The organism is Bradyrhizobium sp. CCGUVB14, assembly GCF_024199935.1.
GTDB lineage: Bacteria > Pseudomonadota > Alphaproteobacteria > Rhizobiales > Xanthobacteraceae > Bradyrhizobium.
Window position 1 is genome coordinate 7686390 of record NZ_JANADS010000001.1, and the last position, 15781, is coordinate 7702170.

At 65.3% G+C, this 15781-nt stretch carries 18 protein-coding genes; 7 read left to right on the forward strand and 11 right to left on the reverse strand.

From position 1 onward, the window contains the following. Positions 1 to 35 precede the first annotated feature (35 nt). The 3 genes from NLM32_RS35850 to NLM32_RS35860 form a co-directional block, all read right to left on the reverse strand. Positions 36 to 1223 carry an extensin family protein gene (locus tag NLM32_RS35850; RefSeq protein ID WP_254133414.1) on the reverse strand — a complete coding sequence of 396 codons (1188 nt, stop codon included), beginning with the start codon at positions 1221 to 1223 and terminating at the stop codon, positions 36 to 38. A 330-nt stretch (positions 1224 to 1553) separates the two neighbouring features. Then, positions 1554 to 1886: a hypothetical protein gene (locus NLM32_RS35855; protein ID WP_254133415.1), complete on the reverse strand. Its 333-nt coding sequence runs from the start codon at positions 1884 to 1886 to the stop codon at positions 1554 to 1556. 100 nt (positions 1887 to 1986) lie between these two features. Continuing rightward, positions 1987 to 2877 (reverse strand): DUF2147 domain-containing protein, encoded by an 891-nt coding sequence (locus NLM32_RS35860; protein ID WP_254133416.1) that lies wholly within the window; start codon positions 2875 to 2877, stop codon positions 1987 to 1989. 187 nt (positions 2878 to 3064) lie between these two features. On the opposite strand from NLM32_RS35860, the gene NLM32_RS35865 reads away from it, so the two are divergent. Both NLM32_RS35865 and NLM32_RS35870 read left to right on the forward strand, forming a co-directional pair. Beyond that, a complete protein-coding gene (locus tag NLM32_RS35865; protein WP_254133417.1) occupies positions 3065 to 3838 on the forward strand; it encodes a DUF2147 domain-containing protein in 774 nt (257 codons plus the stop codon). Between the two features lie 187 nt (positions 3839 to 4025). Then, the gene (locus NLM32_RS35870) at positions 4026 to 5486 is read left to right on the forward strand and encodes a FecR domain-containing protein (protein ID WP_254135503.1); all 1461 of its coding nucleotides are present in this window, start codon (positions 4026 to 4028) and stop codon (positions 5484 to 5486) included. A gap of 130 nt (positions 5487 to 5616) precedes the next feature. On the opposite strand, the gene NLM32_RS35875 is transcribed toward NLM32_RS35870, so the two are convergent. Together NLM32_RS35875 and asd are read right to left on the reverse strand one after the other, a co-directional pair. Continuing rightward, a complete protein-coding gene (locus tag NLM32_RS35875; protein ID WP_254135504.1) occupies positions 5617 to 6186 on the reverse strand; it encodes an NUDIX hydrolase in 570 nt (189 codons plus the stop codon). A 66-nt stretch (positions 6187 to 6252) separates the two neighbouring features. Continuing rightward, positions 6253 to 7116, reverse strand: coding sequence for an archaetidylserine decarboxylase (gene asd / locus NLM32_RS35880; RefSeq protein WP_254133418.1), 864 nt, complete (start codon positions 7114 to 7116; stop codon positions 6253 to 6255). A gap of 35 nt (positions 7117 to 7151) precedes the next feature. On the opposite strand from asd, the gene NLM32_RS35885 reads away from it, so the two are divergent. Then, on the forward strand, positions 7152 to 8816 hold the full coding sequence (locus tag NLM32_RS35885) for an aminotransferase class III-fold pyridoxal phosphate-dependent enzyme (RefSeq protein ID WP_254133419.1): 1665 nt from the start codon (positions 7152 to 7154) through the stop codon (positions 8814 to 8816). Between the two features lie 305 nt (positions 8817 to 9121). Here the strand turns inward: NLM32_RS35885 and NLM32_RS35890 are convergent, their stop codons facing one another. From NLM32_RS35890 to NLM32_RS35900, 3 genes are all read right to left on the reverse strand, one after another. Then, the gene (locus tag NLM32_RS35890; RefSeq protein WP_014492925.1) at positions 9122 to 9781 is read right to left on the reverse strand and encodes a hypothetical protein; all 660 of its coding nucleotides are present in this window, start codon (positions 9779 to 9781) and stop codon (positions 9122 to 9124) included. 155 nt (positions 9782 to 9936) lie between these two features. Continuing rightward, on the reverse strand, positions 9937 to 10626 hold the full coding sequence (locus NLM32_RS35895) for a methyltransferase domain-containing protein (protein WP_254133420.1): 690 nt from the start codon (positions 10624 to 10626) through the stop codon (positions 9937 to 9939). A gap of 33 nt (positions 10627 to 10659) precedes the next feature. Continuing rightward, positions 10660 to 11712, reverse strand: a complete 1053-nt coding sequence (locus NLM32_RS35900; protein ID WP_254133421.1) for a glycosyltransferase family 1 protein — start codon at positions 11710 to 11712, stop codon at positions 10660 to 10662. A 274-nt stretch (positions 11713 to 11986) separates the two neighbouring features. Between NLM32_RS35900 and NLM32_RS35905 the strand changes: the two genes are divergently transcribed. Both NLM32_RS35905 and NLM32_RS35910 read left to right on the forward strand, forming a co-directional pair. After that, complete coding sequence (locus NLM32_RS35905) at positions 11987 to 12691, forward strand: L,D-transpeptidase (RefSeq protein ID WP_254133422.1); 705 nt, start codon at positions 11987 to 11989, stop codon at positions 12689 to 12691. 106 nt (positions 12692 to 12797) lie between these two features. Beyond that, positions 12798 to 13217, forward strand: a complete 420-nt coding sequence (locus NLM32_RS35910; protein WP_254133423.1) for a cytochrome c family protein — start codon at positions 12798 to 12800, stop codon at positions 13215 to 13217. Positions 13218 to 13228: 11 nt separating this feature from the next. Here the strand turns inward: NLM32_RS35910 and NLM32_RS35915 are convergent, their stop codons facing one another. Further along, the gene (locus NLM32_RS35915) at positions 13229 to 13624 is read right to left on the reverse strand and encodes a nuclear transport factor 2 family protein (protein ID WP_254133424.1); all 396 of its coding nucleotides are present in this window, start codon (positions 13622 to 13624) and stop codon (positions 13229 to 13231) included. Between the two features lie 132 nt (positions 13625 to 13756). Here NLM32_RS35915 and NLM32_RS35920 point away from each other — a divergent pair, with 132 nt between their 5' ends. Both NLM32_RS35920 and NLM32_RS35925 read left to right on the forward strand, forming a co-directional pair. Next, positions 13757 to 14242 (forward strand): Lrp/AsnC family transcriptional regulator, encoded by a 486-nt coding sequence (locus tag NLM32_RS35920; RefSeq protein ID WP_254133425.1) that lies wholly within the window; start codon positions 13757 to 13759, stop codon positions 14240 to 14242. Further along, complete coding sequence (locus NLM32_RS35925; RefSeq protein ID WP_254133426.1) at positions 14239 to 14754, forward strand: GNAT family N-acetyltransferase; 516 nt, start codon at positions 14239 to 14241, stop codon at positions 14752 to 14754. Before NLM32_RS35920 ends, NLM32_RS35925 begins: the two co-directional genes overlap by 4 nt. Here NLM32_RS35925 and NLM32_RS35930 read toward each other — a convergent pair. Together NLM32_RS35930 and NLM32_RS35935 are read right to left on the reverse strand one after the other, a co-directional pair. Continuing rightward, positions 14688 to 14969: a hypothetical protein gene (locus NLM32_RS35930; protein ID WP_254133427.1), complete on the reverse strand. Its 282-nt coding sequence runs from the start codon at positions 14967 to 14969 to the stop codon at positions 14688 to 14690. The two genes, NLM32_RS35925 and NLM32_RS35930, sit on opposite strands and share 67 nt — an antisense overlap. Continuing rightward, positions 14966 to 15745, reverse strand: coding sequence for a thioredoxin family protein (locus NLM32_RS35935; protein WP_254133428.1), 780 nt, complete (start codon positions 15743 to 15745; stop codon positions 14966 to 14968). Before NLM32_RS35935 ends, NLM32_RS35930 begins: the two co-directional genes overlap by 4 nt. Between the last annotated feature and the right edge of the window lie 36 nt (positions 15746 to 15781).

Below are 15781 nucleotides of genomic sequence, written 5' to 3' on the forward strand. Positions count from 1 at the left end.
CCGCGTTACGCCCCGCCCTCTTCCATCTTGCGTGGCTAGTCGTCCGAGAACTCGTCTTCCTCGTTGACCTTGTCGTGCTTGCTCTTGTGCGCACCGAGCGCGCCGGTCACGGAGGGATCGCGATTGCTCGCATACGGCGTGCGCCGCTGTGCGCGCCCGGCAACCTCTTCGCCGGAGACCGCGGCTGGCTGGCAGATCAGACGGCGGCTGGCGCGGCGCATCAGGTCGACGTGAATGTGATCGTAGTGATAGACGTTCGAGCCCGGCGCCAGCACGGTGGTGAAATGCGCGCACGCACCCGACTGGACGTCGCGCAAGAACCCCTGCTCTTCCGGCATCCCGCGCCAGCCGTCCTTCACGGTGATGCGGCGACCATCGGCGAGCACGAAGGCGGCGACATCGAGCGCGTTGCCGAAGGCGTGCTCGGAGATATGAGCGTGCGGATTGCCGTTCATGCCGCGGCAGGAATAGGCGGAGATCTGCTTGATCTCGACCACGCGGGCACCGAACCAGCGCATCGCCGAAGGCTGCACGGTGTCGGCAAACCAGCGATCGAGTTCCGACACGATGGGACAGGCCAGCGTCGCGGTCGGCTTCACCGCGACGGGACCGACGGCGGTGACGGGATTGCCCTGCGCGGGACCGAGCCGCGGCAGCGGCTGTTGCATGGGCGCCTGCGAATAAGGCGCCGGGCCGGGCGGCCTCGCCGGATAGCTCGGCGCATTCATGTAGCGCGCGGCGCCCGCGGCATCGGTGCCCTCGGGCGGCAGATCGATCTCATCTTCCTGCGATGCCACGCCGGGCGCGCTGAGCGACACCGGTCCGGAGGACGCGCCATAGCCGGCAGGCTGGCGCACCGCGCTCTCGGGATAGTTCGACCGTTGCGGATAGGAATTCGGTTGCGGCTGCGTCACCGGCCAGCGCGGCTGATTGCCGACATTGCCGGGCGGGCGCAGCTCCTCATCGGCGAAACCGTAGCTGCTGGAGGGATCGCCGATGGCGGCGACCTTCAGCGGAAACTCGGCGCCGCACATGCCGGGTCCGGAGATCGGGTCGATCCGGACGATGTCGGCACTCTCCTTCACGGCGCCCGATTTCAGGCACGCCGCTTCTGCCTCGGCCCGCCACGGTTCACGTTCGGCCTGGAAAAAGCCGCGTCCGCAACCCGCAAGCGAAACAAGGACGATGGAGCCGACGAGATACAAACGAACTCCGCGCGTCATGCAGGCACGTTCGGTGAATTTACTTAAAGACTCTTCAACGTGTCGATTTCAGCTTTGCTTTACCATGACGCGTCCGCGGCCGCAGATGAACGACAGAGAGGCTGGCTTTTTTCAACGGTCAGTTTCTGTTAACCATGATGTCCGCGATCCCAAGCGGGATCTCAGGGAGCAACGTCATGACGTTCGTCGGGAGACTGAGCGTTATCACCGCGTACGTTGCCATGGCCTTTGTCGTCGCCATCGTGCTCGGCATGATCTAGCAGCGTCCGCCGATCTTATCGCAGAGCTCGTCCGGCCGAGACAGATTGTCAGCCGGGTGCTTTGCGCTGCTCAGAAATTCGAGCAGTCCGATCCGGTGATGCCGCCGATCTTGAAATCGCGGCACATCATGCCGGGATCGTCAGGATCGGGATAGCGATCGTCCTTCACGCGCACGGTGTGGCTGAAGCGCCAGCCGCGCCCGCGCATGCAGCGCTTGTACGCGGCCGACGTCGCCGTGCCGTTCTGCGGCGCGCCGAGCTGCGCATCGCAGAATGAGCTGTCGACATTCAGCGCGTCGTCGCCGCGCTTCTGCTTCAGCACATTGGTCCAGATGTCGGTGTCGGCGTGAGCCGAGATCGCGCTGCCGATCAGCAGCGCAGCGATGATGGCGAGGCGTTTCATGTGCAATCTCCTTGCATGCGACGTCAGCCATCGGTCGCGCGCAAGCGGGATGCAGGTTCGGTGCAGGACGATTACAAATTGGACAGGGGAGCCAGGCTGCCTACGACCGCGCGCCCCACTGGCGCGCGGTCGTGATCAGCTTCTCCGGCCGCGGCTCGACGCGTGTCCAGTCGTTGCCGGAGCACCAGAAATGGCCGAGCGCGCAGGCTTCGACGTAAAGCTTGCCGGAGCTCTTCAGCGTCATCGTCGCATAATAGGTGTTGCCGCTGGAGCGGCTGTAGATGCTGCCGGCCCAGACATCGTGCGCTTTCGGTTTCATGTTGACCAGCACGCTCTCGCCCCGGGTCGACGCCTCGGTCAGCGCGAAGCCGCACAGCGCGGGGCCGCAACGTTCGATGCGGACCGTGCCTTTGGCGCCGTCGCTCTCCCATTCGCCGAACGGCATGTAGGCCGGCTCGTCGTCGCTGCGCGGTGCGATCGTCGTGGCCGGCTGGAGCGTGGGATCCGGATTGGGGGCCGGTGGTTCCGGCTGCGGCAGGGGAATCGTCTTCGGCGGATCCAGGCGTAACAGATCAACCCGCGGCGGATTGGGGCTCAGCGTCTCTGGTCTTGGCGTCTCGAGTCTTGGCGCCTCAAGTCTTGGCGCCGGCGGCGGCGCGAAGGGCTGTGATGTCGTGGCGGCAAGCACGGGGGCGGGCGGCGCGACGACCGTCGCCTGCGCCGGCCTGACTGAGGCAACGGGATAGACCGGCTGTGGCGCCTGGACCGCGGGTGCAGGCGCAGGCGGCGGGGCGGATGTGGTGGCGACATCGTCCGTCGTTCGCAGCGATCGGCTTGACACCGAAACGCATGACGTGGATCGGCAGTTGCGCGGTGCCTCGACATGGAACCGATGGCCGCTGATCGTGAAGGAGTAGGAACCGGCCTGCGCCGCAGGCGCGATCACCGTCAGTGCGATCAACGTGCCAGGCAAAATCGCAAGCCGCTTCATCGATGTCTCCCACTCTGTCACGGCGACGTTACGCGGATGAAGGGCGTCCGAATGTGCGCTGGCTCACCCTGGGAGCCATCGTGAGGTTCATCACAGAAGGCCGGAGGGCGCCGGCATAAGGTCGAACCACATCCGGTCCACGACCGACTTCAGTCCATATCGGGACCACGCCATTTCGGAGGTTGTCATGAACAAGCTCACCATCGCCGCCACCGCGCTCTTCCTCGCTTCGACCGCCGCCGCGCATGCCGGCAACTCGATCTCGTTCCAGATCGAAGGCCAGCGCGTCCGCATCGAGACGCCGCGCAACTGCGCCTCGCTCGATTGCGTCACCATCGTGGCGCCGGGCCTGTCGAACAAGCCGATCAAGCTGAACAACATCAACCTCAACGGCCTTGGCGGCTCCAAGGACGATGACGACACCACGCCGGCGACGACGACGGCAAAGCCCGCGCCGGCTCCGGTGCAGCAGCAGCCCGTGGCGCCCGCGCCGGTGCAGGCCACCGCGCCAGCCGCGCCCGCTGTTGCCGCCGCCGCTCCGGCCACGACCGTCGCCGCTGCGCCGTCTGTCGACACGACCACGCAGCCTGCGCCGGTTGCAGCCCCTGCTCCGGTTGCCGCTGCTCCCGCTTATGCGCCGGCTCCGGCCCCTGCTCCCGTCGCGCCGGTGCAGGCCGCGAACACGCCGGTCGGCGTGTGGGCGACCGAAGAGAACAAGGGCAATGTCCGCGTCGAACAGTGCGGCGCCAATCTCTGCGGCTATGCCGAGAAGACCAACGAACGGATCCTGATCAACATGAAGCCCGATGGCGCCAAGTGGAGCGGCCGCATCCACGATCCCGACTCCGGCAAGAACTACGACTCGACGATCGCGATGAAGGGTCCGAACGCGATGCGCGTGCAGGGCTGCGCCTTCGGCGGCATGTTCTGCGGCGGTCAAACCTGGAAGCGCGTGAGCTGAGGCCGAAGCATCGCCCGCAGGCAAGCATTCCTGTTCTTATGATGGCGCCACGTCCCTGACACCGGGACGTGGCGTTTGAACGTTCTCCCGTTCCGTGCGACAGACGTTCATCCGCCATTCAGCCGGCTCCGGCTGATATCGGCCGATCTCGCCTCGTGTTCTCACCGGGACCTCATTCGTGGCTTTGATGGTGGCTTGGCGCCGCGTCGTGTTTACTTTGCCGCTGCTGGCGCTGCCGCTGGCCGGCGCGGACAGGGCATGCGCGTCCGACGCCATCGAGCTCGCGCAAGCGCAGCCACAGACACAAGCGCAGCCGCAGGCACAACCGACGCCCGCGCCCTCCCCGACCCCATCGGCCTCGCCGGCGCCTGCCGCCGATGCGCAAGCCACCGCCGTGGAGCCGATCGGCAACGTCGCGACGGTGACGGGGATCGCGACCGTGATCCGCGACAAGAACTCCTATCCGCTGAAAGTGCGCGACGACATCTATCTCAACGACGTCGTGCAGACCTCCTCGAACTCGTCGCTCGGCATCACCTTCAACGACGCCACCACGTTCAACCTCTCCGCCAGCTCCAAGATCACCATCGACAATTACGTCTATGAGGACGGCGGCAAGCAGAACTCGGCGATCTTCGACATCGGCAAGGGCACGGTTGCGTTCGTCGCGGCGGCGGTGGCGAAGACCGGCGACATGAAGATAGCAACGCCGACCGCGACGCTCGGCATTCGCGGCACCACCGGCGTCGTCGACGTGCCCGAGAACGCGACCGCGAACAACGCGAACAACGTCAACATCAAGCTCTATCCCGACGCCGACGGGCGCGTCGGCCATATCGACGTCAACGACCGCGCCAGCGGCACGCGGCTCGGCGCGCTGACGCAGGCCTCGAGCGGCTTTGCGATCCGGCCGGGTGCGGCCGGCCCGGGCGGCATGCGCTTTGCCGCGGTGCCGATCACGATCCCGCCGCAGCAGATTGCGCGCGACCGCGGCTTCGTCACCCAGGTGCATGCGGCGCAGACCACCGGCCGCCAGATCGTCACCGAGCAGCGCGACTTCCGCCGCGCCAATCCGGCCGCGGTCAGCCGCATTCCGCGACCGGCGCAGCCGCCGCAGCAACAGCAATTGCGTCCGAACACGGCGCCGAACCAGCAGCCGCAGAACGGCCAGCCGGGTCAGAACAACCGTCCGGGTCAGCAGCAGCCGGGTGCGCCGAACCGCCAGGGTACGCAGCAGCCGCAGCGCCAAGGACAGGGCGGCGCCGCGCAGCCGGGCGCGCCGCGCGCGGGCCAGGGTCAGCAGCAAGGCACAGGACAGCCGCAGGGCACGGGTCAGCCGCGCACCGGACAAGGCACGCAACCCGGCGGCACGCGGCCGACGCAGCCACAGCGCGGCGGACAATCTCCGCAACCGCCTGGTGCGGTCGCGCCTCAGCCGGGCAGCGCCGCGCCGGCGCAACCGAACGGGACCACGCCGCAAACGCCGCGCACCGGGTTGCAGCCCGGCACACCGCCGGCCGCCCAGCCGCAACAAGGCGCCGCGCCACGCCAGCCCGGCCTGCAGCAGCGCCTGCCGGCCGCGCAGCGCCCAGTCGCCCCGCGCAGACCCGCGCCGGCTCCGGCACCGAAAGAAAAGAAGAAGCGGTAGGGCCTCGCCGCGGAGCAAGCTATCGTAGGGTGGGCAAAGGCGCGTGAGCGCCGTGCCCGTCTTCGGTATCGTGGGCACGCTCCGCTTTGCCCACCCTACGATTGTGCGATTCCGGACTCGCGGGTAGCGCCTACGCCTCGCCGCGCAGCCAGGCCTTCACTTTCTGCAACAGGCCATGCCGCAGTTCGTCGACAGAAGCGACTTCAACCGGCGTCAGCGTCTGCAAGGCGGCATCGATGTCGTCGGCCGCCAGCGTTGGCGTCGGCTCCAGTGCGGGTAGAGGTGCAAGCCCGGCCGCGGCGATCGCGATCGGGCCGACCTGGGTGAGGAAGGCGCGCTCATATTCGCGCGACAGGCGCGCCAGCGCGTCGTCCAGCGTCACCCAGTCGACGGCCTTGATGTCGTTCATCAGCTTGCGGACGGGACCGCCCTCGGCCTCCATGCGCCAGAAATGCACGATCTTGATGGGGCCGCCGGACTGGTAGGCGATGGTGCCGAGAAACTCGTGCACGAGCACGTCGTGGCCGGTCTCCTCCAGCACCTCGCGGTGCGCGGCCTCCTTCGGCGTCTCGCCGTCGTCGAGCTTGCCCTTGGGCAAGACCCATTCATTGCGCTTGCGCTGACGCACGATGGCAATCAGCGGCGTGTCGCCACGCCGCAGCACAATACCACCCGCCGCCATCACCGGCGCCCGCGCCATCACAAAACCCGTATCGTCCAATCGCCCCCGCCGACGGTATAGGCGGCGGGGACGGCGGTTTGAAGGCTATTTTCTTCGCAGCAGCGCCTGGCCTGCGCGGATGCGCGCTCCTTCTCCGATACCGTCGCAGAACGAAAAATCACCCGGTGCCAGGATGATGATGGTCGAGCCGTGCTCGAACCAGCCGAGCTCCTCGCCCTTGGTGACGTTGACATCGCAGGGAAAATTGACCGGCCCCCTGGTCTGCGCGTTCAGCACCATGTCGAGGAAATGCAGACGGATGCTGGCGACCAGGATCGCTGCGACCGGCACCAGCGTCACCGCCTCGCCGGTTGCGAGATGCGTGCGGATCACCGCGCGCTCGTTCTTGCAGAAGAGACGCTCGACCCGCTTCAGCGCGATCGGGTTGACGTTCCAGACATCGCCATGGATCAGCGTGACGCGCTCGATATGTGCATCGAACGGTGCATGGAAGCGATGATACATGCTCGAGGTCAGCCGCAGCGTCACAAAACTTCCGTTGCGGTGCTGCTCGACCAGCGCGGGGTCGCCAAGCAGGTCGAGCAGCGAATAGGGCGCGCCCTTGACCTGGAACAGCTCGGTGTCGGCAATCCGGCCATGGGCGCCGACGATGCCGTCCGAGGGGCTGGCGACCACCGACGGGTCCGGATCAAACGGCCGCAGGCCCGGCTTGAGCTCCCGGGTGAAGCAATCGTGCAGGCTCCTGAAATGGTCTTTCTTCGCCTCCGACAGATCGAGGTCGGAGAACAGCTTCCACAGCGCGATGGAGCCGTCCCGCACCAGCGGGTTCTCGATCTTGGAGAACCAGCCCATGAAGCGGGTCAGCGCCGCGCGGGGGATGCGGTTGGTCAACAGGAAGTTGAGGTCTTCCTGCTGGGTGAAAGAGGCGATGAGGGCTTTGACTGTCATGAATCTGTCAGCTCGCAGTATTAGCGCTTGTTGTCATGGAAACGACACTCCCGATTCTCTCATTTTCCGTGGCCGCCGCAGCGTCCGCTGCCGCCGTCCTCCCGAAGATCAAGGCGCGGGTCGAACTGTCCCGCGCCAAGCACCGCTCGCTCGCCGGGCACTCCAAGATGTCGCGCCGGGTGGCAAAGCTGCTGCCGTTCTACGAATTCGAGGGTGACAAATATTTCGGCTGCGACGGCGCGCCCGCGAACGTGGTGAAGCAGCGCAAGGACGCCTTCTTCCGGCTCGCAGCTCTCTACGCTGACCGCTACCCGAAGGGCCGCGCGATGACGAAGGAGGCGGCGGAGACGATCTCCGACCTCAACTTCACCGAAAGCTACCGCGTGCCGTTCCAGTTCGCGCGTCTCGTCCGCGAGCATCTGGGCACCTCGACCTTCATGGAATCCTCGAGCGGCGTCACCGTCACGGATGTCGACGGCAATACCTCCTACGACCTCACGGGCTCCTACGGCGTCAACATCTTCGGCAACGACTTCTACAAGGAGTGCATCGAAGGCTCCGAGAAGCGCGCGCATGCGCTCGGTCCGGTACTCGGTCCCTACCATCCCGTCATCCTCGAGAACGTGCAGCGGCTCTGCCAGATCTCGGGCCTCGACGAGGTCTCGTTCCACATGTCCGGCACCGAAGCCGTGATGCAGGCCGTGCGGCTCGCGCGCTACCACACCAAGCGCACGCATCTGGTCCGTTTCGCCGGCGCCTATCACGGCTGGTGGGGCGATGTGCAACCGGGCGTCGGCAATCCGATCGCCGCGCACGAGACCTATACCCTTTCCGAGATGTCGGAGAAGACGCTCCACGTGCTGCGCACGCGCAAGGACATCGCCTGCGTGCTGGTCAATCCGCTGCAGGGCCTGCATCCGAACGGCAACGCGCCCGGCGATTCCTCGCTGGTCGACTCGTCGCGCGGCGGCAATTTCGATCGCGCCGCCTACACGGAATGGCTGAAGAAGCTGCGCCACGTCTGCACCGAGCGCGGCATCGTCTTGATTTTCGACGAGGTCTTCGTCGGCTTCCGTCTCGCTGCCGGCGGCGCCCAGGAATATTTCGGCGTCAAGGCCGACATGGTGACCTACGGCAAGAGCCTCGCCGGCGGCCTGCCGGTCGGCGTCGTCTGCGGCAAGAAAGACCTGATGCGCCGCTTCCGCGACGATCGTCCCGCCGACATCTGCTTCGCCCGCGGCACCTTCAACTCGCACCCCTACGTCATGACGGCGATGGACGAGTTCCTGAGCCGGCTCGCCAGCCCGAATTTCCGGGCCATCTATGACGGGCTGGACGCGACCTGGAACGGCCGCGCGCAAAAGCTCAACCAGATGATGACCGACGCGAAGCTGCCCGTGCAGTTCGCCAACTTCTCGTCGATCTGGACGGTGAAATACACCACTCCGTCCCGCTACAACTGGATGCTGCAATATTACCTGCGTGCCGAGGGCCTGTCGCTGAGCTGGGTCGGCACCGGGCGGCTGATCTTCAGCCTCAACTACACCGACGCCGACTTCAGCGAAGTCGCCGACCGCTTCGTCCGCGCGGCCGAGAAGATGAAGGCCGATGGCTTCTGGTGGCACGATGGCGCGCTCACCAACAAGAACATCAAGCGGCAGATTCTGAAAGAGATGCTGGCCAAGCGTTTTGGACGCTGAGGCCACTACTCCAACCACATTCACCGTCATTCCGGGGCGCGGTCTCTCCTCCCCCTCTCCCCGCCTGCGGGGAGAGGGTTGGGGTGAGGGGGAGTCTCCGCGCGTCTGGTGAGAGTTGGTGAAAAACCCACCAGCAACACCCCCGCGGAGACTCCCCCTCACCCGTCGCGCTGCGCGCGCCGGCCTCTCCCCGCAAGCGGGGCGAGGCGAAGAAGCCGCAGCGGCCATCCCTAACACGTGGATGCCCGGCACGAGGCCGGGCATGACGTAACCATCAGACATCGGAGTGTTGGATCGAAGCGCGCTCAGGCGTGCTGCTCTTCGAGCGTCGGCTCGGAGATGAGTCCCAGCGTGTGCTCGGGGTTGAGGTGCAGGCCGGGATCCATCAGTTCGCCGCGCATCAAGGCGAGCGGAGCGCTGCGATAGAGCATCAGATCGTGGAAGGGGTCGGTCAGGATCTTGGTCATCCAGACCAGGCCGGTCTCGACGTCGCGGATGAAGAACAGATGCACGGTGCGGAACAGGAGACCGCCGCCGCCGATCACGAGCCAGATCTTGGCCACCTGCCGCATGAAATCGGTCGCGGAAGCCCAGGGCGTGAACAGGCCGAACAGCGTCGGATCGACCACCAGCACCAGCGGCGACAGCGCCCAGATCGCCATCAGCACCACCTTGCGCTGAAGGTTGTAGCCGACCTTGATGTCTTCCTTGTACTCGTGCGTCGCCTGGTTGATGTGGTCGTAATCATGCGGCTCGAAGAAGAAGTGACCGGCCTGGCGCGAGGTCATCGAGACCAGCCAGCCGACCAGCGCCGAGATCATGGGATCGACGAACAGCCAGACATAGGCAAAGAGAAAGCTCAGCGCGCTGACGAAGTGCAGGCTCTGATTGATGCGGCTGTGGTGATAGTAGCGATGGTCGTCCCAGCGCTGGATCCGCAGCTGCTCGAGATAATTCTTGATCATGCTATTCCCCAAAATGCTTTCGGGTAAGGGATTTACAGGGATTCGATGTACGCCGTGTGACATCATCATTTTGTCATGTGACGATGTGCAGCGACGCGATGACGCACGCGAACGCGTGAGCGGCGGATCGCACCGCCGCTCTCTCGCAGCCCTGCTCAGGCTGCCTTGGCGACGTCGACCTTGCGGAAGCGCACCAGCGAGAAATGACCGAGCGGCGGAATCAAACGGCGCTCGGCGAGCTCGATTCCCTTGGCGCCGGACAGCCATTTGGCATAGCGCGACCAGGCGAACTCGGCGGTACGGAAGCCGAGCGGACGCACCACCGGCTGGAGCTTCTGCTCGATGAAGCGGCGCATGCCGGTGTCGGCGCTGACGCGGGTGAGGATGATCAGCTCGCCGCCCGGACGCAGCACGCGGGCGAATTCGTCGAGCGCCTTCTCCGGATTCGGCACCGCGGTGACAACGTATTGCGCCATCACGACGTCGAACGAATTGTCGGGGAATTCGAGCTTCTCGGCATCCATCACCGCGAGGCCTTCGACGTTCTTGAGGTTGCCCTCGGTGACGCGGCGGCGCGCCTTGTCGAGCATCGCTTCCGAAATATCGGTGCCGAAGATACGGAGGTTCGGAGCATAGAGCGGCAGCGAGATGCCGGTACCGACGCCAACCTCGAGCACGCGCCCGCCGATCTTGTTGGTGGCCGAAATCGCCGCCTGACGTCCTTTTGCGAACACGCCGCCGAACACGAGATCGTAAACGGGCGCCCAGCGATCATAGGCCTGCTCGACCGTACCGCGGGTGAGGTCGAGCTGCTGGGTGCCGTCAAGGTTCATGATCTTAGCCATCGATGAGGTTCTCGCTGTGGGTCAAAGGTTGGATCAGCCGCGCACCGGCCGCCGCGCCATCACGGGCGAGGCGCGCAAGGCACGGCTGGGCTGGAGTGAGGTGAGATTGCCGACGAACTGGCGCGCGCTGTTCTCCCAGGAGCGCTCCAGCGCGAAGTTGCGGCAGGTCTCGCGCGACATGGTGAGTGCGCGCAGACAAGCGGCACGCAGATCGTTGTCGATCGCGCCAATCGGATGATCGGCGATGACATCCTTGGGACCCGTCACCGGAAACGCCGCAACCGGCGTGCCGCAGGCGAGCGCTTCGAGCTGCACCACGCCGAACGTGTCGGTGAGGCTCGGAAACACGAAGACGTCGGCGGCAGCGAGATGCGCGGTCAGATCCGCGCCCTTCTTCTCGCCGAGGAAAACCGCGTCCGGATATTTCTTCTCGAGCGCGGCCTTCTGCGGGCCGTCGCCGACGACGACCTTGGTGCCGGGCAGATCGAGCGACAGGAACGCCTCGAGGTTCTTCTCGACCGCGACGCGGCCCATGGTCATGAAGATCGGGCCCGGCAGATCGAGCTTGGCCGGAGCGTCCGGATGGAACAGCTCGGTGTTGACGCCGCGGCCCCAGAAGCCGAGCCGCTTGAAGCCGCGCCCGGAAAGCTCCTGCCGCAGCGACGGCGTCGCCACCATGGTCATGGCGGCGGCATCGTGGAAGTGGCGCAGCACGGCATAGCCGACGGCATCGGGAATGCCGGTCCGCACCGAGACGTATTCCGGAAAGCGCGTCGTGTAGGAGGTGGTGAAGGCGAGACCGTTGCGGCGGCAATAGGCGCGCGCAGCCCAGCCGATCGGGCCTTCGGTGGCGATATGCAGCGCTTCGGGCGCGGCCTTCTCGATCCGCCGCGCGATCTCCTTTCCGCTCGGCAGCGCGATGCGCAGGCCCGGATAGGTCGGCAGCGGCCAGGACCTGAAGCCATCAGGCGTCAGGAAGTCGATCTCGACATCGAGGGCCTTGGCGGCAGCCGCCAGCGAGGTCAGCGTCCGGACCACACCGTTGACCTGCGGATGCCAGGCGTCAGTCGCGATTAATACCCGCATGGGGAAATCCCGAGAGTTTGATGATTCTCGGCTTAGGACCATCAACCACGGATATTTCAGGCGTGTGACGTCACATAAGTGTCGGCGCGCTGTTTTGTTCGTTAACGGGCGCGCCCGGCCACGAAACTGTCATGAAACAATCCTTGCCACGACGAAACCGTTTTCGGTTTTCCGAGCAAACGTCCCGAAACTTATTGTCGTTAGTGAATTGGGCAACGGAGCACCGAAACGGTGCCGGGGTGACCAAGAAACACCACGCAAACAGGGGCGACCAATGTTCAATCTGGACACGTTCAAGACGTTTTCGCGCGCCGTTGCCATGAGTGCAGTGGCCGTGACCGCAATCGCATTTGCCGGCCCGGCCAAGGCTGCGCCCGTGCAGCTCTTCCCGTTCTTCCAGCCGCTGCCGACGATGACCGCGCCGCAGCCGCTTCAACCGTACCAGCCCTATCAGGCGCCGACCTATCAGACTGCGCCGTCCGAGGATCAGGACGCCGTCGAGACGCCGGCCCGCTTCCGCCGCCAGACCGTCAGCTATGCGACGCGTGAAGCGCCGGGCACCATCATCATCGATACGCCCAACACGTATCTCTACTACGTGCTCGGTAACGGCCAGGCGATCCGCTACGGCATCGGCGTCGGCCGCGATGGTTTCACCTGGTCCGGCACGCAGTCGGTGACCAAGAAGGCCGAATGGCCGGATTGGACCCCGCCGCCGGAAATGATCCAGCGCCAGCCTTACCTGCCGCGCCACATGGCCGGCGGCCCCGGCAATCCGCTCGGCGCCCGCGCCATGTATCTCGGCGGCACCGTCTATCGCATCCACGGCACCAACGCCCCCGATACCATCGGCAAGCACGTCTCCTCGGGCTGCATCCGCCTGACCAACGACGACGTCTCCGACCTCTACTCCCGCGTCAACGTCGGCACCAAGGTGATCGTGCTGCCGATGACCGAGCGGCGCGCTGAGCTTCGGTAGCGCCGGTCGCAAGCGACAGGACATCGTGACGCAAACGGCCCCGGAACCGACCGGGGCCGTTTTCGTTGGCAACGGGCAGACCTTGTCATCTCACGTGGAGGCGCAGATGCAACCACGCCCGCAGACGTCGCCGGACACATGGCTGCGTCCGATCGCGGCCGTCGGAGCATTGACGCTGCTCCTCGCCGTGCCCTCCGCGCTCGCGCAGCAGCCGGCGAGCGAGGATGCTGCCCAGCAGACCTTCAACAATTCCTGCCGCACCTGCCATTCGGTGAAGGAAGGCGACAATCGCCTCGGTCCCAACCTCAACAAGATCGTCGGACGCAAGGCAGGCGCGCTGCCGAACTACAACTACTCGCCGTCGATGAAGGATGCCGGCTTCGTCTGGGACCGGGACAAGCTCACCCGCTTCATGGTCAAGCCCGACGAAATCGTCTCGGGCAACAAGATGCAGCCCTATGGCGGCATCTCGGCCGACGACGCCGCCAAGGTGGTTGCATATCTACAGGCGGCAGCCAGCCAATAGAATCACGGGGGCTAGGTGGTGGTCGGCTCATATCGTCGCTCGATATAAAACGATTTTGCGGTGATCAGCCAGATGCCGCTGATACGGTGAAACGCGAGATAGTCGATGTATTGGAGCACATCGATCCGAACGCGAACCTTCACCAGAGCCTGCGCCGGTGACGCCAAGTCAAGCAGCAGTATCTCCTGAAGACGCTGGGCATTCCTTGATTGGGGGGACGGCGTCGATGCGAGCATCCTCCTGTAGTCGGCGGCTGGCAGTATCCGCAATTCGGCATCGCGAAATCCGTGCAGTTGCGCCGTCAGCGCGAAGACGCGATCGAACTGCGAGACGTCATTATCGTACATCAGTTTGAAGTAGCGCTCGACAGCCTCCAGCAGAGGCGCGACATCCGGGCTTTCGGTCATGGTTCACTCCATCAGCGGCAAGATCGGAGCAATCCATCCCACGGAAAGCCGAGGCATGTCCTTGCGAACTGGGCTAGTCTTGGCGACGCGGGCGCAACATTGTGCCCTTCTCGATCCAACAGGATGCGGTTCATGCCAAAATGCGAGCTGGATGCGATCGACCGGCGCATCGTCACCGAACTCCAGAGGAATGCACGACTGAGCAATATCGAATTGGCCGAAAGGGTCGGATTGTCACCGTCGCCCTGCTTGCGGCGGGTGCGGCGGCTGGAGCAAGACGGCTATATCGACGGCTACCGCGCGTCGTTGCGACGCGGCCGTCTCGGCCTCGGCTTCTCGGCCTTCCTCGGCGTCAAGATCAACGGCCATGCCAACAACCAGGCGCTGGGCTTCGAGAGAACGGTCGTCGCCATGCCTGAGGTCGTTGCCTGTCACCTCGTGTCCGGAGAGGCCGACTACCTCCTCGAGATCGTCGTACCCGAGCTCGAGGACTATCAGCGCTTCCTCGTCGACAAGCTGCTCAACCTGCCAATTGTGAAGGAAGTGCGCAGCAGCATTGCAATCCAAACGCTGAAAGCCGGCGCACCGTTGCCTCTGGCACATCTCGCATCGCCATGATCAGATTGCTCACCCCCGCCGACGCGCCCCTCTACCGCGCAATCCGGCTCGAAGCGCTCGCGGCGCATCCCGAAGCCTTCACCAGCACGTTCGAACGCGAGCAGGAGAAGCCGCTCGCATGGTTCGAAGAGCGCCTCACGACATCGGACGTGTTCGGCACGTTCATCGCGGACGAGCTGGTGGGGACCGCCGGCTTCCGCCGCGAGGACGGCGCGAAGATTGCGCACAAGGCGGTGCTGTGGGGCATGTATGTGCGGCCCGGCGCGCGCAAATCCGGCACGGCCAGGCTGCTCGTCGATGCGGTCGCGGCTCATGCGGCACAGCGCGTCGAGCAGCTTCATCTCGCCGTCGTCAGCGAGAACCTACCTGCGTTGCGTCTCTACGCGGCTGCAGGGTTTGTCGAATACGGTCGCGGCGTGAAGGCGCTGAAGCACAATGGCCGATATTACGATGAGACGCTGATGGCTTTGTTCTTCGACCCCGAGATCAGGCGCAACCACGCCGCTGAGTGAAACGCACTCATCAGCAGATACATCGGCACCATCCCGCCGAGCGACAAGCCGTGTCCGGCGGAGCAGAGCACGTCCGCCGGGCCGCCCCCGAGCACGGCCGTCAGCACGGCCATGATCGCGAAGGTGGGCGTGGCCGCAAGACCCAGCCATCGGGCGAGGCGGGACGCGGCCTCCGTGCCGTCACGGCTGGTGCCGGCGGGATGGACCTCGCTCACTGCGCGCCCGGCGTGCGGAGCGCGATCTCGCCGGCGTCCGAGACCTCGACCCATTTCTTGTCCGGCGCAGCACCCGCCTCGTAGCTGTCGTTCCAGTTCCACCATTTGTAGGTCGGCGACTTCGGATAACCGGCCGGCGAATCCTCCCAGGGCTCCTGGCGGCCGAGCGGGGTGATGTCGAGATAGTTCCAGGTGCCGCCCATCTGTTCGTCGCCGCGGCTCTTGATCAGATAGGTGCGGAAGATGCGCGTGCCGTCGCGGTAGAACACGTTGGTGCCGTGCCACTCGCCGACGCCGAAATCGGCATCGAAACTGTCGGTGATGGTGACCCACGGAATGTTCCAGCCCATCCGCGCCTTCAGCCGCACGATGTCGGCTTGCGGCGCGCGCGAGGCAAACACCAGCGTGGTGTCGCGGGCGTTCAGATGGGAGACATGGGCGACCTGGTCGGCCACCATGGAGCAACCGCGGCAGGCGTGGTCAGGCCAGCCGAACACCCCCGGCTCGAAGAAGGCCCGGTAGAGGATGAGCTGCTTTCGGCCCTGGAACAGATCGAGCAGACTGGCCTTGCCCGAGGGCGCCTCGAATGCGTAGGTTTTGTCGACTTCCATCCACGGCATGCGCCGGCGTTCTGCGGCGAGTGCGTCGCGGGCGCGGGTATGCGCCTTTTCCTTCACGAGCAGTTGCTGACGGGCTGCCTCCCAGTCCTGCGGCGACACCACCGGCGGTGTTTGCATGGCGGCGTTAGTTCCTGCTTTTTCAACTGATGTCATCATGTCTCTCCAAACCTCTTGCTCACCGCACATCGTCGG